Annotated in this window: 16 protein-coding genes; 7 read left to right on the top strand and 9 right to left on the bottom strand. The window is 66.8% G+C overall.

Features of this window, described 5'->3' with window-relative positions; all coding sequences use genetic code 11:
• The first annotated feature begins 179 nt into the window (after positions 1–179).
• Entirely contained in the window at positions 180–767 is a 588-nt protein-coding gene (locus tag GT355_RS13165) for a MaoC family dehydratase (protein WP_160135052.1), read from the top strand.
• Here GT355_RS13165 and GT355_RS13170 read toward each other — a convergent pair.
• From GT355_RS13170 to GT355_RS13180, 3 genes are read right to left on the bottom strand one after another with little or no spacing between them, the layout of a single operon-like run.
• On the bottom strand, positions 764–1,630 hold the full coding sequence (locus GT355_RS13170; RefSeq protein WP_160135053.1) for an alpha/beta fold hydrolase: 867 nt from the start codon (positions 1,628–1,630) through the stop codon (positions 764–766). The genes GT355_RS13165 and GT355_RS13170 overlap by 4 nt on opposite strands.
• A gap of 41 nt (positions 1,631–1,671) precedes the next feature.
• The gene (gene cgi121, locus GT355_RS13175) at positions 1,672–2,181 is read right to left on the bottom strand and encodes a KEOPS complex subunit Cgi121 (protein WP_160135054.1); all 510 of its coding nucleotides are present in this window, start codon (positions 2,179–2,181) and stop codon (positions 1,672–1,674) included.
• Positions 2,182–2,200: 19 nt separating this feature from the next.
• Positions 2,201–4,426, bottom strand: coding sequence for an ATP-dependent DNA helicase (locus GT355_RS13180; protein ID WP_160135055.1), 2,226 nt, complete (start codon positions 4,424–4,426; stop codon positions 2,201–2,203).
• 561 nt (positions 4,427–4,987) lie between these two features.
• On the opposite strand from GT355_RS13180, the gene GT355_RS13185 reads away from it, so the two are divergent.
• Both GT355_RS13185 and GT355_RS13190 read left to right on the top strand, forming a co-directional pair.
• Positions 4,988–5,230 (top strand): ferredoxin, encoded by a 243-nt coding sequence (locus tag GT355_RS13185; RefSeq protein WP_160135056.1) that lies wholly within the window; start codon positions 4,988–4,990, stop codon positions 5,228–5,230.
• 229 nt (positions 5,231–5,459) lie between these two features.
• Positions 5,460–5,789 carry a nuclear transport factor 2 family protein gene (locus GT355_RS13190; protein ID WP_160135057.1) on the top strand — a complete coding sequence of 110 codons (330 nt, stop codon included), beginning with the start codon at positions 5,460–5,462 and terminating at the stop codon, positions 5,787–5,789.
• A gap of 315 nt (positions 5,790–6,104) precedes the next feature.
• Here GT355_RS13190 and serS read toward each other — a convergent pair whose 3' ends face one another.
• Positions 6,105–7,463: a serine--tRNA ligase gene (gene serS, locus GT355_RS13195; RefSeq protein WP_160135058.1), complete on the bottom strand. Its 1,359-nt coding sequence runs from the start codon at positions 7,461–7,463 to the stop codon at positions 6,105–6,107.
• 80 nt (positions 7,464–7,543) lie between these two features.
• Here serS and GT355_RS13200 point away from each other — a divergent pair, with 80 nt between their 5' ends.
• From GT355_RS13200 to GT355_RS13210, 3 genes are all read left to right on the top strand, one after another.
• Positions 7,544–8,446 (top strand): MBL fold metallo-hydrolase, encoded by a 903-nt coding sequence (locus GT355_RS13200; RefSeq protein ID WP_160135059.1) that lies wholly within the window; start codon positions 7,544–7,546, stop codon positions 8,444–8,446.
• A gap of 32 nt (positions 8,447–8,478) precedes the next feature.
• The gene (locus GT355_RS13205) at positions 8,479–10,410 is read left to right on the top strand and encodes an AMP-dependent synthetase/ligase (RefSeq protein ID WP_160135060.1); all 1,932 of its coding nucleotides are present in this window, start codon (positions 8,479–8,481) and stop codon (positions 10,408–10,410) included.
• 111 nt (positions 10,411–10,521) lie between these two features.
• Complete coding sequence (locus tag GT355_RS13210) at positions 10,522–12,399, top strand: cation:proton antiporter domain-containing protein (RefSeq protein WP_160135061.1); 1,878 nt, start codon at positions 10,522–10,524, stop codon at positions 12,397–12,399.
• Between the two features lie 25 nt (positions 12,400–12,424).
• On the opposite strand, the gene GT355_RS13215 is transcribed toward GT355_RS13210, so the two are convergent.
• Positions 12,425–13,378, bottom strand: a complete 954-nt coding sequence (locus GT355_RS13215; protein WP_160135062.1) for a phosphoadenosine phosphosulfate reductase family protein — start codon at positions 13,376–13,378, stop codon at positions 12,425–12,427.
• 143 nt (positions 13,379–13,521) lie between these two features.
• On the opposite strand from GT355_RS13215, the gene GT355_RS13220 reads away from it, so the two are divergent.
• Positions 13,522–13,734, top strand: coding sequence for a DUF4177 domain-containing protein (locus GT355_RS13220; protein WP_240145811.1), 213 nt, complete (start codon positions 13,522–13,524; stop codon positions 13,732–13,734).
• Positions 13,735–13,846: 112 nt separating this feature from the next.
• Here the strand turns inward: GT355_RS13220 and GT355_RS13225 are convergent, their stop codons facing one another.
• The 4 genes from GT355_RS13225 to GT355_RS13240 all read right to left on the bottom strand — a co-directional run bounded on the left by GT355_RS13225 (position 13,847) and on the right by GT355_RS13240 (position 16,382).
• Complete coding sequence (locus tag GT355_RS13225; RefSeq protein WP_160135063.1) at positions 13,847–14,038, bottom strand: hypothetical protein; 192 nt, start codon at positions 14,036–14,038, stop codon at positions 13,847–13,849.
• A gap of 135 nt (positions 14,039–14,173) precedes the next feature.
• The gene (locus GT355_RS13230; protein ID WP_160135064.1) at positions 14,174–15,145 is read right to left on the bottom strand and encodes a phosphoadenosine phosphosulfate reductase family protein; all 972 of its coding nucleotides are present in this window, start codon (positions 15,143–15,145) and stop codon (positions 14,174–14,176) included.
• 160 nt (positions 15,146–15,305) lie between these two features.
• On the bottom strand, positions 15,306–15,494 hold the full coding sequence (locus GT355_RS13235) for a DUF7333 family protein (protein WP_160135065.1): 189 nt from the start codon (positions 15,492–15,494) through the stop codon (positions 15,306–15,308).
• Positions 15,495–15,551: 57 nt separating this feature from the next.
• A complete protein-coding gene (locus GT355_RS13240) occupies positions 15,552–16,382 on the bottom strand; it encodes an aldo/keto reductase (RefSeq protein WP_420825968.1) in 831 nt (276 codons plus the stop codon).
• Positions 16,383–16,949: the final 567 nt, after the last annotated feature.

The following is a 16,949-nucleotide window of genomic DNA, read 5'->3' on the forward strand; positions in this document are numbered from 1 at the left end:
TCAAAACCACTCGTTACCATAGGATGGTTTTGTATGGGGCCATCGGGGATGGCGGGTCACTACCCGACAGCGAGAAACGCCGATACGTTCGGGGCATGGAGGCTCTCCCGATGGAAAACGGTCGAAGATGGTGGTCGAAACGGTTTATGGTGCTGGAGCCAGTACGTGAGGGGTAGTCCATGAGCTCCGAATCACAGCCCTCCGCGCTGGCCGAAGCGTGGGTCCGCAACTCCACGTACTTCCTCGACAGCGTTCTTGCGGCCAACCGCGCCACCCTCTCGGCGTTCGGCGTCCCGACCAGCACCGAGAACGGCGTCGTCGGTGGCGAGGAACGTCCCGAGTGGGACGTCGAACTCACCGAGAACCGTCGCGACGCGCTCACGGTCGGCGACCGGGTCCGGGTCTCGAAGCGCCTCACCGACGACGACGTCCACGCCTTCGCGGCGGCCAGCGGCGACACCAACCCGCTCCACCTCGACGACGAGTACGCCGAGAGCACGCGGTTCGGCGGGCGGATCGCCCACGGCACGCTCGTCTCGGGGCTCATCAGCGCCGCGCTCGCGCGCCTTCCCGGACTCGTCATCTACCTCTCACAGGACCTCGAATTCCAGCGCCCGGTGGGAGTGGGCGACCGCGTCACCGCCGACTGCGAGATCGTCGAGGCGCTCGGCGAGGACCGCTACCGGCTCCGCACCACGGTGACCACCGAAGAGGGCGAGGTCGCCATCGACGGCGAGGCGGTCGTCCTCCTCGACGAAGAGGCCTAGAGGAACCGGCCGACGACGCGTTCGAACTTCTCGGGATACTCCCGCGGCGGCCAGTGGCCACACTCCTCGAAGGCGATGAACCGCGCGTCGGGGATCCTCTGGGTCGCGCGTTCGGACCAGTGGACGGGGAAGATCGGGTCCTCACGGCCGTGGACCAGCAGTGTCGGCTGCTCGACCTCCCCCAGCCGGTCGAGATAACACGTCTTGAGCCCGGTCGCGCGGAACTCGTCGCGCTGCCACTCGCCGAGCGCGCGCGCGGCCATCGGCCCGACGGCACGCTGGACGTCGGCGACGAACCCGGCGGAGGGGCTCACGGCGATACCGCCGAGGCCCGTCGCGACGGCCACCGGGTTCGAGAGGCTCGTGCCGAGCAGGCCGTCGAACCCCGGCACGTTGAGCAGCATCGACCCGCCCGGTCGCCACGGCGCGTCACGACCGAGTCCGTAGCTATCCACGAGAACCAGGCGTTCGATCCGCTCAGGGTCTTCGAGCGCCGCGCCGAGCGCGACCCCGCCGCCCATCGAGATCCCGACCAGGCTCGCCCGCTCGATATCGAGAGCCGTCAGGAACCTATCGAGGGTTTCGAGGTAGTTCTGGTGGGTGTACGACGGAAGGGTGTCGCTCTCGCCGTGACCGGGGAAGTCGAGGGCGAACACGCGGCGGTCGGCGGCGAACGCCGGGAGTGCGTGTTTCCAGGAGACGTCAGCCGCGTCGAGGCCGATGCCGTGGAGCAAAACCACCGGCGGTTTCTCGCTCTCCTCGCCCGCGACGAAGTAGCGGATCCCGACCCGTTCGTCGTCGACTTCGACCGTCACCGTCTCCGACACAACGTCGGGGTTCGCGTCCAGGGCTTCGGTTGTCATACCACACGCAGGCTGGGGGCGGGTATGAGGGTTCGGGAGCCCTACTTCTCGACGTCGAGCAACGCCACGCGTTCGAGCACCAGGGCTTCGAGGTCCGCGTCGGTGGCGTCGAGTTCGGGGTCCGCGACGTCGAAGTACGCCCGAACCCGTTCGGAGTCGAACTCGCCGAGCGTCCCGTGCTGGTCGAGCCGCTCCGCGACCGCGCTCGCGGCCGCACGTTCGGCCTGAACCGAGTCGTCGGCCCCGTCGGCAGCGACGAGCACCACGACCGGTCCGCGACCTTCGCGTACCCCAAGTTCGAGCGCCCGGTCGATCTGCCGGCGGCCCGCGGCGTAGAGCATGACCTCGACGCCGCGGTCGCGGGCGACCGCCTCGCCGCGCTCGCGCGCCCGGTCGGCGAGGTCGAGCGCTCGTGAGAGATGCGCGCGCGAGACGACGTAGTTCGCGTCGAAGGCCTGGACCGTACAGCCGTGCGCCTCGCCGACCTCGTCGAGCCACGCCACGAACTCGCCGACGTTCTCGACCGTAGCTTCGCCTTCGACGAGTTTCATCGGGGTCCCTCGATCGCCATCAGAACTCCCCGAGGTTCGACTGGTCGTTCTCCCCCTCTCCGACGACCGCCACCGAGCCGTCGGCCTCGACGTCGTCCATCGAGGGATCGGTTCGGCCCACGTTGTCGAGAACGTTCTCGGCGGTCTTGCGGCGGCCACGGAGCGCGCCCAGCACGACGGCCTTGTCGGCGTTCCGGAGGTCGGTCCGGGTCTCGATACCGGCCTCGTAGAGCCGGCGGGCCCGTTTGCGACCCACGCCGCGCACGCCCGCGAGGTCGATGAGTTCGGTGCGGATCCCGTTGGCGACCCTGGTCCGGGCCTCCCGTACGGCCGGAGCCCACTCCAAACCGAGCTCGCCCGCGAGTCGTTCGGCGGCCGACAGCAGCCACTCCGCGGTGTCGACCTTCCCTCGGAGGTCGCCCGGCCCCACGGAGTATCGGTCGGTGATCTCGCTCTCGTCGAGTTCGCTCGCCCAGTCTTCGAGCAGGCGGGCGGTCTTGAGCGCCGAGAGCCAGTCCTCCCAGCGGGCCTCGAACTCGCTGGGTTTCATCCCCAGGAGTTCGGTCTCGCGCTCGTTGGCGAGCATGGTGTACTCCTCGCGGTCGCCCGACCGGAGGTAGAGTTCGTACATGTCGGGCGTGCGGCTCACGAGGTGGAAGAGGCCGAGCGCACTTGGCCGACTCTCGGCCGCCTGAAGCCCGTCGACGATCTCGGCGGCGCTCATCGGGTCGAGGTAGAGCCGCGAGACGGTGTGGCCCAGGGAGGTCGCGGTGAGGTCGTCGCCGTCGCGGTCGAGGAAGTCGTTGACTTCGAGGTAGTCGAGCATGTCGTCCGTGACGCGTTCGAGCCGCCCGCCCTCCGTCGTCTGCGTGGCGTAGAGCGTCTGGTCGAGGAACTCGAGCAGCCCCTCGCGTGAGCTCGCGAACCCCGAGGCCACGGTCGCGAGCAGATGCGTCCGCAGGGCGGGTTCGGCCGCGAGCTTCGAGCGCACGGCCTCGGGTTCGGTCCAGATGTATCGGTCGAAGAGTTCGTCGAGTTCGTCGTGGCTCTTCGCGAGCAGGAGCGCCTCGCCGTAGGGGTCCAATCCCGGTCGCCCCGCCCGGCCACACATCTGGTGGACTTCAAGTACGGAGAGCGGGGCCATCCCGCCGGCCTCACCCGAGTACCGCCGCCAGTCGCGCACCACGACCCGACGGCTCGGGGTGTTGACGCCCGCCGCGAGCGTCGGCGTGGCCGAGACCACCTTCAGGAGTCGGTCTCGGAACGCGCCCTCGACGAGTTCGCGGTGTTCGCTCGCGAGGCCGGCGTGGTGGAACGCGCCGCCGCGCTCGACCGCGCTCGCGAGGTCCTCACTGGTCTCGGTGTCGCTCACGTCCCGGATCTCGGCCGCGACGCTCGCCAACTGGGTTCGCTCCTCGTTCGTGAGTTCGTTCTCGACCGTGCCGGCGAGCCGACGCGCCGCGGCCTCGGCGTTGCGCCGGGAGTTCACGAACACCAGCGTCGATCCGCCGTCATCCAAGGTATCGCGGACGATGGCCTCGGTGGCCTTCTCGCCGTCCCTGACCTGGAGTTCGCGCTGGTTGCCGTCCTCCAAGTGTACTGCCTGGCCGTAGTGGACGCCCTTCTTCAGGTCGATCGGTCGCCACGTCGAGTCGACGAGTTCGGCGTCGAGCCACTCGGCGAGGATCTCGGGGTTGCCGATGGTGGCCGAGAGCGCCACGACCTGCAGCCCCGGATTTCGCTGGCGGAGTTTCGCGAGGGTGACTTCGAGCGTCGGCCCCCGGTTCCCGTCGTCCACGAGGTGGACCTCGTCGGCCACCACACAGGACAGGTCGTCGAGCCACGGCGCGCCGTTTCGGACGAGCGAATCCACCTTCTCGCTGGTCGCGACGATGATGTCACAGGTCGCGAGCCACTCGCCGTCCGAATCGTAGTTGCCAGTCGAAACGCCGACCGTGAGGCCGTACTGCTCGAAGGCCTCGAACTCGGTGCGTTTCTCGCCCGCGAGCGCGCGGAGCGGCACGATGTAGAGGGCGGTCCCGCCGCGCGCGACGCTCGCCGTCATCGCGAGCTCGGCGATCAGTGTCTTCCCGGAGGCCGTCGGCACGCTCGCCACGAGGCTCTCGCCCGCCGTGGCCCCCGCCTCGACCGCCTCGGCCTGGGGCGGGTAGAGTTCCTCGACGCCCTCGTCACGCAGGTGGTCGGGCAGCCACTCGGGCACTCCCGACAGTTCGGTGACGTTCATTACGGGTTTTGTGGCGGTTTAACGGTTTAAGCTATCGTCCGAGCGCGGCGAAAGTGAAAGAGTTCGGAGCACGAGGATGGGACTGAGCTTGAGAGGGAATTCAAAAGGCGAGTGGAGGACGAGCGACAGCGAACCCGCAACGCGACCGCGCGAATCCCGGTGCAAACGAGAGACCGCCCCGCTCCCGCACGGCACCGCTCCCGCCCCGCGACGGCCACGAGCCTCCCCAGCCGACTGCGCTCCTCGTTCACTCCCGCCGGAAGAACTTCGCTCTTCCGTGCTCTCGTTCGCTCTTCCGTGCTCTCGTTCGCTCCCTCCGGTCGCTCACGAGAACGCTGGTCGCTCACGAGAACGCTGGTCGCTCACGAGAACGCTGGTCGCTCACGAGAACGCTGGTCGCTCACTACGGTGCTCATCCCTCGCACGAGTGTCGCGGGCCGCCCGTCGGGCGGCCCGCAGGCCGCGCGCCGACCGCCACGCCGTGGGTAGGATTCGTGACTTGGTTCTCGATTTGTGGTTCGGTCCCGTCACGCCTATGTCGCCACCGGCGAAAGTCCGGGTATGCGAATCGAGTACGACCGCGACACCTGTATCGGGATGTTCCAGTGCGTCGCGGAGTGGGAGGGGTTCGAGCGCGACGAGGACGCCGGCAAGGCGGTCCTGGTCGACGGCGAGGAGCGCGATGACGACACCATCGTGCGCGAGATCCCCGCCGAGGCGGAACTCGACGCGAAGTTCGCGGCGCGGGTCTGTCCGGTGGACGCCATCGCGGTCTACGACGACGGCGAGCAGGTGATCCCCTGAAGCAGGCACAATCGTTATGCTGATTCCCGAGGATCGAGCGTGTGAGCGATGACCGAGCCACACACGCACCTCGCCGAGTGGGCCGCGCTCGTCGGGGCCGACCTCCCCGAGTGCGTTCGCGACGGCGAGCGCGGGAGCCGTACGCCCGCCGAACGGTGAGCCTCGACCGCCGAGCGGGAATCCTCGGCCGCCGGCAGGTTCTTGTTCGGAACACCCGATAGCGCTGGGCATGGCCGAACGACCCGTCGAAGCCTACTACACCGCCATCGACGAGGGCCGCTACGACGACCTCCGCGGGCTCCTCGCGCCCGGGTTCGTCCACGACCGCCCCGACCGCACCATCGACGGCCCCGATACGTTCGTCGGGTTCATGCGCGACGACCGCCCGCTGACCGACACCAGCCACGTGCTCGACGCGGTCTGTGCCAACGAGGACGACAGCGAGTTCGCGGTCCGCGGCCGCCTGCTCGACGCCGACGGCGACCCGCTCTTCGGGTTCGTCGACGTCCACACCGTCGAGGGCGGAACGATCGCCCACATCGAGACCTTCACCAACTGAGTCAGGTGCCGTGTCGGCTCCGACACCGATCAGCCGTGGTTGGCGCGCGCTCGCGGTCGTGTGCGAACGACAGTGAACACCGACCGCGCATCGGCGTGCGAGGGATGACTGAGCGAGCCGCAGGCGAGCGAAGGAATCGGCTGGGGAGGTGTGTGGCCTGTGCGGGCGGGAGCGGTGGCGGTGCTGTGCGGTCTCTCGCTTGCACCGGGATTTGCCGTAGGCGAATCAGCCGGGAAAACAGATCAGGGAACAGACTCGGAGGTGGAATCGGAGAGAAAGACCGATCCGAAATCAGGGACGGACCGAAATCGTCGTCTACTCTTTCTTCCCAGCGCCGACGGCGCTCTCGCCGACGGGTTCGTGCCCCTCGATGCGTTCCTGCCCGCCAAGGTACGGCTGAAGCGCCTCGGGCACCGTCACCGTACCGTCGTCGTTCTGATAGTACTCCAGGATCGCGACCATCACGCGGGGGAGCGCGAGCCCCGAGGCGTTGAGGGTGTGGAGGTACTCCGTCGACTCGTGGCGCTCGGGGCGGTAGCGCAGGCCCGCGCGGCGGGCCTGGAACGCCTCGAAGTTCGAGACCGACGAGACTTCGAGCCACCGGCCGCCCTCCGCGGGCCCGTCGTCCATGTCGTCGCCGGGGGCCCAGAGTTCGAGGTCGACCTGTTTGGCGGCCTTGAACCCGATGTCGCCCGCACAGATCTCGAGCACCCGGTAGGGGAGGTCGAGCCGTCGGAGGACTTCCTCCGCTTCGTCGAGCAACCCCTCGAAGCGCTCGTAGCTCGATTCGGGTTCGACGAAGTTCACCATCTCCACCTTGTTGAACTGGTGGACGCGGACGATCCCGCGGGTCTCGGTGCCGTGTTCGCCCGCCTCTTGGCGGAAGTTCGGGGTGTACGCCTGGTGTTTGAGCGGCAGGTCGTCCCGCAGGAGGATGTCGTCGGCGTACATGTTCGTCACCGGCACCTCGGCAGTCGGACAGAGCCAGAGGTCCTCGTCGTCGAGCTTGTAGGCGTCGTCGGCGAACTTCGGGAGCTGGCCCGTCCCGGTCATTGATTCACTACTGATCGGGATCGGCGGGAAGATGTCGACGTAGTCCTGCTCGCGGTGGACGTCGAGCATGAACTGGATCAGGGCGTGTTCGAGCCGCGCGCCGTCGCCCTTCAGGAAGTAGAAGCCACCACCCGAGACCTTCGCCCCGCGCTCGAAGTCGAGGACGTCGAGCTCCTCGCCGAGGTCGTAGTGCGGGGTCACGTCCTCGGGCAGCTCTCGGAGTTCTCCGAATCCCTCGCGGCGGAGTTCGACGTTGTCGGATTCGTCTTCGCCGGCAGGGACGCTGTCGTGGAGAACGTTCGGAATCCGAAGCAGCGCCTCGTCGAGGTCGGCTTCGAGGTCGTCGGCGCGGTCCTCTATCTCGTCGATCTCGTTCTTGAGCTCCGAGGAGCGCTCGATGGCTTCCTCGGCTTCCTCGTCCTCGCCGGCGGCTTTGAGCTCGCCGATACGGCTCGATATCTCGTTGCGCTCGTGGCGGAGTTCGTCGCCGCGGTTCTTGGCCGCGCGCCACTCCTCGTCGAGGGCGAGCACCGCGTCGAGGTCGACGTCGTCGGCCCCGCGGGCGGCGAGCGCCTCGCGGACGGCCTCGGTGTGGTCGCGGAGGAACTGTCTGCTCAGCATTTGCCGACCCTTTCGGGCCGCCCGCCAAAGTCCTACTGTTTGACCGGAGGCTTTTCGTCCCGCTCGCGCGTGGGTCGGCCATGGCAATCGGTGACGTCTTCACGGTCGATGGCTGTCCCGACCTCCACTACGTCGACACCGGGATGTACGACACCGAGGAGTACGGTGCCGTCTACATCGTCGACGCCGAGGAGCCGGCGCTCGTCGACACCGGTATCGGCACCCGGTACGAGAACATCCTCGACGCGCTCGACACGGTCGGCATCGCGCGCGACGAACTGAAATACATTCTGCCGACCCACGTTCACCTCGACCACGCCGGCGGCGCGGGCTATCTCGCCGAGGCCTGCCCGAACGCCACGGTTCTCACCCACGAGATCGGGGTACCCCACCTCATCGACCCCAGCCGGCTGGTCGCGGGCACGAAGGCCGCCGTCGAGAGCCAGTGGCAGTTCTACGCCGAACCGAAGCCCGTCCCCGAGGACCGCATCGAAGGGCTCGAAGACGGCGACGAGGTCGACCTCGGCGACCACACCCTCGACGTCCACCACGCGCCGGGTCACGCACCACACCAGGTGATGTTCCACGACCGCGCGGACGACGTCCTCTTCACGGCCGACGCCGCGGGGATCTGGGTCCCCTCGGTCGAACGGATCCGTCAGACCTCGCCGCCGGCGAACTTCGCCCTCGAAACCTGCCTCGACGACGTCGAGACCATCCAAGCCATCGACCCCGAAACGCTCTGTTTCGGCCACTTCGGGCCCCGCGAGTACGAGGAGCCGCTGATGGACGGGTACGCGCGGGTCCTGGAGGAGTGGGTCACGGCCGTCCGCGAGAAACGCGCCGAGCTCGGCGACGACGAGGCGGTCATCAACTACTTCGTTGCGGAGACGGGGATGGACGAGGTGTGGTCCGCGCGGAAGGCCCGCGCCGAGGAACGGCTCAACGTCCGCGGCGTCCTCGCCTTTCTCGACGAACAGTGAGGGCTTTAGTGCGCCGAGCGTGAGGATTCGGTATGGATTGGCAGGAGGCGGAAGCCGATTTCGAGAGCGAAGTGCTCGGCGAGGGCACGCTCTCGGTGATGTTCGAGGAGAGCGCCGCCCGGAACGCCGAGCGGGTCGCCCAGCGGTACAAGGGCGGGATCTACGACCGTTCGCTCGCCGGCGGGGTGGTCCCGGCCGCCCCCGACGGCGAGTTTTCTGATCTAACCTACGAGGGGATGCGCGGGATCGTCCGGAACCTCGCGGCGGGCTTTCGCGAGCTAGGCATCGAATCGGGCGATCGGATCGGTCTCTTTTCGAACACCCGGATGGAGTGGGCGCAGTCGGACTTCGGCATCCTTGCGGCCGGCGGGGTCGTGACCACGGTGTATACGAGTTCGTCACCCCGGCAGGTCGAGTACCTCCTCTCCGACCCGGGCGCGACGGGCGTCGTAGTCGAGAACGAGGAGCTCCTCGAACACGTCCTCGAAGTCGAGTCGGAGCTCGACCTCGACTTCATCGTCTCCATCGACGAGTTCGAGGGCTACGACGGGAGGGACGATGTCCTCACGCTCGCCGAGGTCCACGACCGCGGCGCGGCGGCCTTCGACGCCGACGAGTACGAGTCGTGGCTCGCCGCACGCGACCCGGAGGCGCTCGCGAGCCTCGTCTACACCTCCGGTACCACCGGCCGGCCGAAGGGAGTCAAGCTCAGCCACCGCAACTTCCGGGCGAACGTCGACCAGGTCTACCGACGGTTCGGCCCCCGACCCGACAAGGGCGACACGCCGACGATCGGTCCCGGTTCGACTAGCCTCTCCTTCCTCCCGCTCGCGCACGTCTTCGAGCGCCTCGCGGGCCACTTCATGCAGTTCGCCGCCGGCTCCACGGTCGCCTACGCCGAGAGCCCCGACACCCTCCGCGAGGACTTCTCGCTCGTCACCCCCACCTCGGCCACCAGCGTGCCGCGGGTCTACGAGAAGCTCTACGACACCATCCGCGAGCAGGCCTCGGGGTCGACAGTGAGCTCCCGGGTCTTCGAGTGGGCCACCGAGGTCGGACAGGTCTACCACGAGAGCGAGTCGCCCGGCATCGGACTGCGGGCGAAACACGCGCTCGCGGATCGGCTGGTGTTCTCCCAGGTCCGCGAGGGCGTCGGCGGCAACATCGACTTCTTCATCAGCGGCGGGGGGAGCCTCTCGCCCGAGCTCGGGCGGCTGTTCGCCGCGATGGGACTCCCGATCCTGGAGGGATACGGTCTCACCGAGACCGCACCCGTCGTCGCGGTCAACCCGCCCGAAGCCCCGGAGATCGGCACCATCGGGTACCCCGTCCACGACGAGGAGGTGCGCGTGGACTCGACGGTGGTCCCGAACGACTTCGACGCCGAGGGCGAGGTCGGCGAACTCCTCGTGAAGGGGCCGAACGTCACCGAGGGCTACTGGGAGCGCCCCGAGGAGACCGACGACGCGTTCGACGGGGAGTGGTTCCGGACGGGCGACGTGGTCGAGCAGCGCCCCGACGGCTACCTCGCCTTCCGCGAGCGCTCGAAGCAGCTCCTCGTGCTCTCCACGGGGAAGAACGTCGCGCCGCGGCCGATCGAGGACGCCTTCGCGAGCAACCCGCTCGTCGAGCAGTGTATGGTGGTCGGCGACGGCGAGAAGTTCGTGAGCGCTATCGTGGTGCCGAACGTCGGGCGCGTCCGCGAGTGGGCCACGGAGGAGGGGCTCGACCTCCCCGAGGACCCCGAGGAGCTCTGTCACGACGACCGGGTGCAAGAGCGCATCACCGAGGAGATAGAGCAAGTGAACGAACGGTTCGAGCCCTACGAGCAGATAAAACGGTTCGTGCTCGCACCGGAGGAGTTCACCGAGGAGAACGACCTCGTGACGCCGACGATGAAGAAGAAACGCCGCAACATCCTCGCCCGGTACGAGGACGACATCGACCGGCTCTACGACCGGTGATCGGCGAGCCGGTATCACGGTCGCGGTGACAGAGCGGGGGGTGAGTTACGGCTTGCCGATGAAGGTCTTATATACCGCGATGGTTTACGGATATTCAATGGAGGCTCGTGAGTGGCTACTGGTAGTGCGGGGCTGATCGCACTCATCGCGGGGATCATCGCACTGGGGGTCATCTCCCAGGTCCTCGGCGACCGATTTCAGCTCCCGAGTATCATTTTCCTGTTGAGCGTGGGCCTGGTCCTCGGTCCGTTGTCGGGGCTGGTGCTCTCACATCGCATCATCACCGCGAGCACCTTCGGCGGCGCGCTCCCGATCATCGTGGGGCTCGCGGTGGCGATCATCGTCTTCGAGGGGGCCTTCCACCTCCGGGTCGAGGACCTCAGACGGACCTCGACAACGATGGTGCGGCTCACCACACTTGGCGCGGTGATATCACTGGTCGGGACGGCGGTCGTCGTCCACTACGCGATCCCCGCGCCGTGGGACGTCTCCTTCCTGATCGGTGCACTCCTCGTGGCGACCGGCCCCACCGTGATCTCGCCGATCCTCGACGTGGTGCCGGTGCGCGACAGCGTCGCGACCACGCTCGAAACCGAGGGTATCGTCAACGACGTTACCGCCGCGATCCTCGCGGTGGTGGTGTTCGAGGTGGTCTTCCAGGCCTCCGAGGGCGTCGGCGCGATCCTCGTCGTCTTCGCCCTCAAACTCGGCGTCGGGCTCGTCGTCGGGGCCGTCGTCGCCGGGCTGCTCTGGGCGTTCCTCAAGTACGTCCACCTCTCGCCGGGCAACGCCCCCCGAAACGCCCGCCTGCTCGTGCTCGCCGGTGCGCTCGTGGCCTACGGCGTGGCGAACGTCGTGACCTCGGAGGCCGGGATCGCCGCCGCCGCGGCCGCCGGGATCATCGTCGGCAACCTCGACGTCCCTTACGAGTCGGAGATAACCGATTTCAAGGGCGACATCACGCTGATCGTGCTTTCGTTCGTCTTCATCGCGCTCGCCGCGCTTCTCGACTTCGAGGCGCTCCCGCTCGGCCTCGGTGGCCTCGCGGTCGTCTTCGTCGTGATAGTCGTGCTCCGCCCGCTGCTCGTCTTCATCTCGACGGTCGGCGGTCGGTTCACCCGCGAGGAGAAGCTGTTCATGAGCGGGGTCGGGCCGCGGGGGATCATCCCGGCCTCGGTCGCGACGCTGTTCGCGGTCGAACTCCAGTCGATGGGGCTCGATACGGCGGCACAGACCCTCGTCGGCACCGTCTTCCTCGTGATCTTCGCCACCGTCGTGATCGAGGGCGGGTTAGCCAGATACTTCGCGGAGTACCTCGACGTGATCCCCATGCGCGCACTCATCGTCGGCAGCGGCAAGGTCGGTCGCGACCTCGCGGCACGCCTCGAAGCCCGCGGCGAGAACGTCGTGATAATCGAAAGCGACGAGTCGATCGCCGAGACCGCCCGCAACGACGGCTACGCCGTCCGGATCGGCGACGCCACCGACAGCGACGTGCTCCGGACCGCCGGGGCCGAGAACGCCTCGACGGTGGTCGCCACGACCGGCGACGACGACGTCAACCTCCTCGTGGCCCAGCTCGCCGCCACCACGTTCGACACCGAACAGGTGATCTCGCGGGTGAACCAACCCGGGAACGAGGACGCGTTCGCGGAGCTCGACGTCGAGACCATCTCCTCGACGAACGCCACCTCGTGGGCGATCGACAACCGGATCGAACGCCCCGCGCTCTGGAACTGGATGACCGAGCTCGGCCGGTCGGGCGACGTCCAGGAGTTCGAGGTCACCGCCGAGGACGTCGCGGGCAAGACCATCTCCGAACTCGGCTCGGCCATCCCCGACGGCTGTCTGATCGCCCTCGTCGGCCGGGACGGCGAGAACAAGGTCCCCGACGGCGACTTCGAGCTCCAACACGGCGACCGCATCACGCTCGTCGGCCAGAACCAAGCCGTCAAGGACGCGCTCTCGCGATTCCACCCCGCCGACTAACCGTTCTCCTCTGTCTCCGTCGAGACTACATGTAGCCGAGGTCGCGCAGGCGCTCCATCAGCCCCTCCTTGTCCTGGGCGCGGCCCTCGCGCTCGGTGGAGCCCTCCAGGTCCTGAAGCCACGCGGGGCGCTCGCTGGACTTGCCCGACCCGGATTCGGTCCCGAGCGAGCGAAAGCCCTCGAAGTACTTCGGGCTGACAGGGATGTCCTCGGCGGTGAGACCGTCGGGGAGGTCGTCGGTACTCTCGGGGACGTGGCCGGCCGGGTAGCCCTCGACGGTGTCCGGGACGACGGCGTTCCAGAAGGCGTCCCAGACGTCCACCTCCTCGAACTGGAGGATGGGGTGGACCCGGTCGTGGGGCGGGTAGATCTCGGGGTCGTGGCGCGGGCTGAAGAAGGTCTCGCCGGCGCGGGCCTCCTGTTCGTCCCAGCGGACGCCCGAGAAGATCCCGTCGAACCCCGTGGATTCGAGGACCTCGTTCAGCGCCACCGTCTTCAGGAGGTGGTTGCCCTCGAACGAATCCGCATCCAGGGTGAGGGTGTCGCCTTCGTAGTCGATACGGTCGAGCTCGCGGCGGTTCGTCTCGCCGAGGTCCGAGAGCGGGATCTCGTCGCCTGGCTCGGCACCGAGACCGGCGATGGCCTCGTTGCGCGCGAATCGGAGGTCGAGGTCCCACTGCTCGGCCCAGCGCTCGGCGAACGCCATCACCTCGGGGAAGTGTTCGAAGTGGTCGATGAACACGACCGGCGGAACGTCGATATCGCGCTCGCGCGCGACCTCTCGTACCACGTAGAGTACGAGCGTCGAGTCCTTCCCGCCGGTCCACATCACTGCGGGGTTCTCGTACTGGTCGAGCGCGGTCGCAGTCACGCTCGCGGCCTTTTCGAGTTTGTCCGAGAGGGTCGGGTACGCGCCCGCGTCGTGGTCGTCGCCGTCGGTGTAGTCCACGTCGAGGTACTCGGGGAACTGGTGGCTCATCGACGGCTCAAACGGGCACCGGGGTAATGTAGGTTTTCGCCGACGCGTGGCCGATGGGTGTGGGCTAGATCGACAGGAGAACCGAAATCACGGTCTTCAGGTGGGCGGAACGGCTTTTTCCTCGGACGACCTCTGGGTGCATCGTGAGTACCACGACAGGCGGACGGCGTGTGAGCGGTAAAGCGGGCTACGAGTACAAGGTCGTCAAAGCGCCGACCAGCTTCTGGTGGTTTCGCATCGAGCGCGACGAGACCGAACGGCTGTTGAACGAGCTCGCGGCGGACGGGTGGGAGCTCGACGAGGCCGTCGTCAACTGGTGGGGCGGTGCCGAACTGTTCCTGCGCCGGTCGCGTTGAAGACGGTCCGTCGGTCCTTCGTTCGTTCCTCCGATTCGACTTCGCTGCTCAGCTATCCGCCGTGACCGAAGTGGGGTAATTCCCGAGGATGAACGCCGTGGCTCTCCCCTACTTACGACATCCGTTCTTCTCGTTCCGTCTCTTCGTTCTCGAGGAGTTCTTTTATCTCCTTGACGTCGTTCGATATCTGGAAGACCTTCACGATGGCGGCGATGACGACGATGACGATCGCTATTTGAATCAGTAGCCACACCAATCCGAGAATCCCGAATATTTGGAGTTGCAACAGAGTAGACATGAGCATGCAGAACACGACCATCGGGATAGGAATATACTTTGGGCGACTCGGGCACTTCTTTTATATCACGTAGTGCGGCATACGAAAGAGCTGGATACACATCCGGAGCTACCGCGGTTGAAAGGGTGAGCTACCCGAACTTCACATGTAACCGAGGTCGCGCAGGCGCTCCATCAGGTCCTCCTTGTCTTGGGCGCGGCCGGCGCGTTCGGTCGTGTTGTCGAGATCCTGGAGCCAGGCGGGCGTGGACTCGGTCTTGTCGGTCGAGACCTCGCTGCCCAGCGAGCGGAAGCCCTCGAAGTACTTCGGGCTGACAGGGATGTCCTCGTGGGTCAGGCCGTTCGGCAGGTCGTCGTAGTCCTGGGGCACGTAGCCCTCGTCGGGGTACTCCTCGACGGTCTCGGGCACGACGAAGTGCCAGAAGGTCTCCCAGACGTCGGCCTCGTCGAACTGCAGGATCGGCTGGATGCGGTCGTGGGGCGGGTAGATCTCGGGGTCGTGGCGCGGGCTGAAGAAGGTCTCGTCGGCGCGGGCCTCCTGTTCGTCCCAGCGGATGCCCGAGAGGATGCCGTCGATGTCGTACTCCTCGAGGGCGTCGTTGAGCGCCACGGTCTTGAGGAGGTGGTTGCCCACGTAGGTGTCGAGCAGGAACGGGAAGGTGTCCTCCTCGTACTCGAGGATGTCGCGGATGTGGTGCTGGTTGTGCTCGGAGAGCTCCGAGACCGGGATGTCGTCACCGGGTTCGATGTCGTTCTCCTCGACGTAGCGGCCGGCGTCGTCGTTGCGGGCGTAGACGACTTCGAGGTCCCACTCGTCGGCCCAGTGCTCGACGAAGTCGAACAGCTCGTCGAAGTGCTGGTAGTGGTCGATGAAGATCACGGGCGGGACGTCGAGGTCGAAGCGGTCGGCGACCTCCTTCACGAAGTAGAGGGTGAGCGTCGAGTCCTTCCCGCCGGTCCACATCACGGAGGGGTTATCGTACTGTTCGAGACCGCGTCGGGTGACCTCGATCGCCTTCTCGATCTTGTCCTCTATCGTCGGGTAGTCCTCGGGGTCTTCACCTTCGCCGTCGGTGTAATCCACGTCGAGGTAGTCGGGGAACTCGGTTGCCATAGCGTAATGAGATATAATTACGTCCATGAAAGGCGTTGCGGCTTCGCTTTCGAGTGTGACGTGATACCGCACACGATGGTCCCTCACAACGACCGACGGGAATGGTCGCCCACTGAGTATGTCGAGCAAAATCGGGCCGCTCGGTCACCGAGTTGCCCTCTCAGCGTCGCGTGGCGCGGTACTCGCCGTGCTGGACGCCGACGAACAGGGTGACAATGCCGAAGACCAGCAGGCCGCCGAGCACCATCCCGACCGTCGAGGCGGTCATCGGGCTCATGAACGTGCCGATGGCGATGATCGCGAACAACACCACGAATATCCCGGCCGTCTTCGGGAGGTCGAACTCCATGCCGGGTCTACGGGCGCAGCGAGAATACGTTTTCGTTACTCGGCAATCGGCGGAGCCCTACCAGGGGGAGTCGTCGGGGTCGACCTGGCGCTCGACGGTGTCGATCCCGTCGATGGTCTCGACGTCCTCGTCGTCGAGGTCGAGGTGCAGGGACTCCCAGTTGTCGCGGATGTGCTCCTCGCTCGTGGCCTTCGGGATCACGGTGACGCCCTTCTCGCGGAGCCACGCGAGACTGACCTGGGCCTCGCTCGCGTCGTGTTTCTCGGCGACCTCGCTTATCTCGTCGACGTCGAAGACCTTCCCGCGCGCGAGCGGGGAGTACGCGACGAGTTCGATGTCGTGTTCGTCGCAGTACTCCCGAAGTTCCTCTTGGGGGAGGAGGGGGTTCATCTCGACCTGGTTCGCGAAGATCGGTTCGTCGAGGATCTCCCGTGCCTCGTCGAGGTGCTCGGGCTCGAAGTTCGAGACGCCGATGTGGTCGATGAGGCCCTCGTCGACGAGTTCCTCGAAGGCCGGGAGGGTCTCTTCGGGTTCGTACGTGTTCTGCGGCCAGTGGATGTAGAGCAGGTCGACCGAATCGACGCCAAGTTTGTCGAGGCTCTCGTGGGTCGAGTCGATGACGTCGTCGTGCGCGAGGTTCTCGGTCCAGACCTTCGTGGCGAGGAAGAACTCCTCGCGGTCGAGGTCGGCCTGTTCGATGCCGTCGCCGACGCTGTCCTCGTTGCCGTAGGCCTGGGCGGTGTCGATATGGCGATAGCCCATGTCGAGGGCGGTTCGGACGCTCTCGGCACACGCCTCGGGGTCCTCGTTCTCCCAGGTGCCGAGCCCGAAGGTCGGCATCCCGCTGGCTCGCTCGACGCTCTCCGACGTGAGTTCCTCTTGAGACATACACGCAGGACAACGGGCGACAGTTGAAAAGCGGTTGTGAAACCGGCGAATGGAACTGGTTCGTGTGCGTGTCATGCCCTCTCTCGCACGATCTCGGGCGGTGGAGGGTCGCCACGATCGAGCGGACGGTGACGGAGCGGTGGGTTCGGTGCGGCCGCCGTGCGGTTGCGGTGCAGGCCTGGTGGATGAAGGGCGAACGAGCGGTGCGAGGCACGAGCAACGCGAGCGCCTCGATGCGAACGGCGAACGGGGCGTGGCCGACCACTGGGAGGTGGTTCGAAAATCTCCGATTTTCGTCACTGAGCGGAGCGAAGCTCCGCGAGGTCCAAAAGAGTCGGAGACTCTTTTGACGATCACGAGAGAGCTTTGCTCTCTCGAACGACCACGAGGCGAACGGCGACCGCAGGAAGCCGTGAGCGAAGTGAGCCGTGAGCGGAGCGACTGAGGGCTTCGGCGGAGGCGGTACTGAGCGGTCGCGGAGAAGTCAGCGTTTGCACCGCGAACGAGCGGAGCGAGTGAGCGGGCCGACGACTGACCGCAGTTCTCGTGAGCGACCAGAGGGAGCGA

Source organism: Halococcus salsus (assembly GCF_009900715.1).
GTDB lineage: Archaea > Halobacteriota > Halobacteria > Halobacteriales > Halococcaceae > Halococcus > Halococcus salsus.

Coding starts and splice junctions, on each gene's coding strand:
- GT355_RS13240 (WP_420825968.1), bottom strand. CDS start 16,382: ATGTCTCAAGAGGAACTCACGTCGGAGAGCGTCGAGCGAGCCAGCGGG.
- GT355_RS13170 (WP_160135053.1), bottom strand. CDS start 1,630: ATGACAACCGAAGCCCTGGACGCGAACCCCGACGTTGTGTCGGAGACG.
- GT355_RS13165 (WP_160135052.1), top strand. CDS start 180: ATGAGCTCCGAATCACAGCCCTCCGCGCTGGCCGAAGCGTGGGTCCGC.
- GT355_RS13180 (WP_160135055.1), bottom strand. CDS start 4,426: ATGAACGTCACCGAACTGTCGGGAGTGCCCGAGTGGCTGCCCGACCAC.
- serS (WP_160135058.1), bottom strand. CDS start 7,463: ATGCTGAGCAGACAGTTCCTCCGCGACCACACCGAGGCCGTCCGCGAG.
- GT355_RS13185 (WP_160135056.1), top strand. CDS start 4,988: ATGCGAATCGAGTACGACCGCGACACCTGTATCGGGATGTTCCAGTGC.
- GT355_RS13235 (WP_160135065.1), bottom strand. CDS start 15,494: ATGGAGTTCGACCTCCCGAAGACGGCCGGGATATTCGTGGTGTTGTTC.
- GT355_RS13200 (WP_160135059.1), top strand. CDS start 7,544: ATGGCAATCGGTGACGTCTTCACGGTCGATGGCTGTCCCGACCTCCAC.
- GT355_RS13230 (WP_160135064.1), bottom strand. CDS start 15,145: ATGGCAACCGAGTTCCCCGACTACCTCGACGTGGATTACACCGACGGC.
- GT355_RS13225 (WP_160135063.1), bottom strand. CDS start 14,038: ATGCTCATGTCTACTCTGTTGCAACTCCAAATATTCGGGATTCTCGGA.
- GT355_RS13215 (WP_160135062.1), bottom strand. CDS start 13,378: ATGAGCCACCAGTTCCCCGAGTACCTCGACGTGGACTACACCGACGGC.
- GT355_RS13190 (WP_160135057.1), top strand. CDS start 5,460: ATGGCCGAACGACCCGTCGAAGCCTACTACACCGCCATCGACGAGGGC.
- cgi121 (WP_160135054.1), bottom strand. CDS start 2,181: ATGAAACTCGTCGAAGGCGAAGCTACGGTCGAGAACGTCGGCGAGTTC.
- GT355_RS13205 (WP_160135060.1), top strand. CDS start 8,479: ATGGATTGGCAGGAGGCGGAAGCCGATTTCGAGAGCGAAGTGCTCGGC.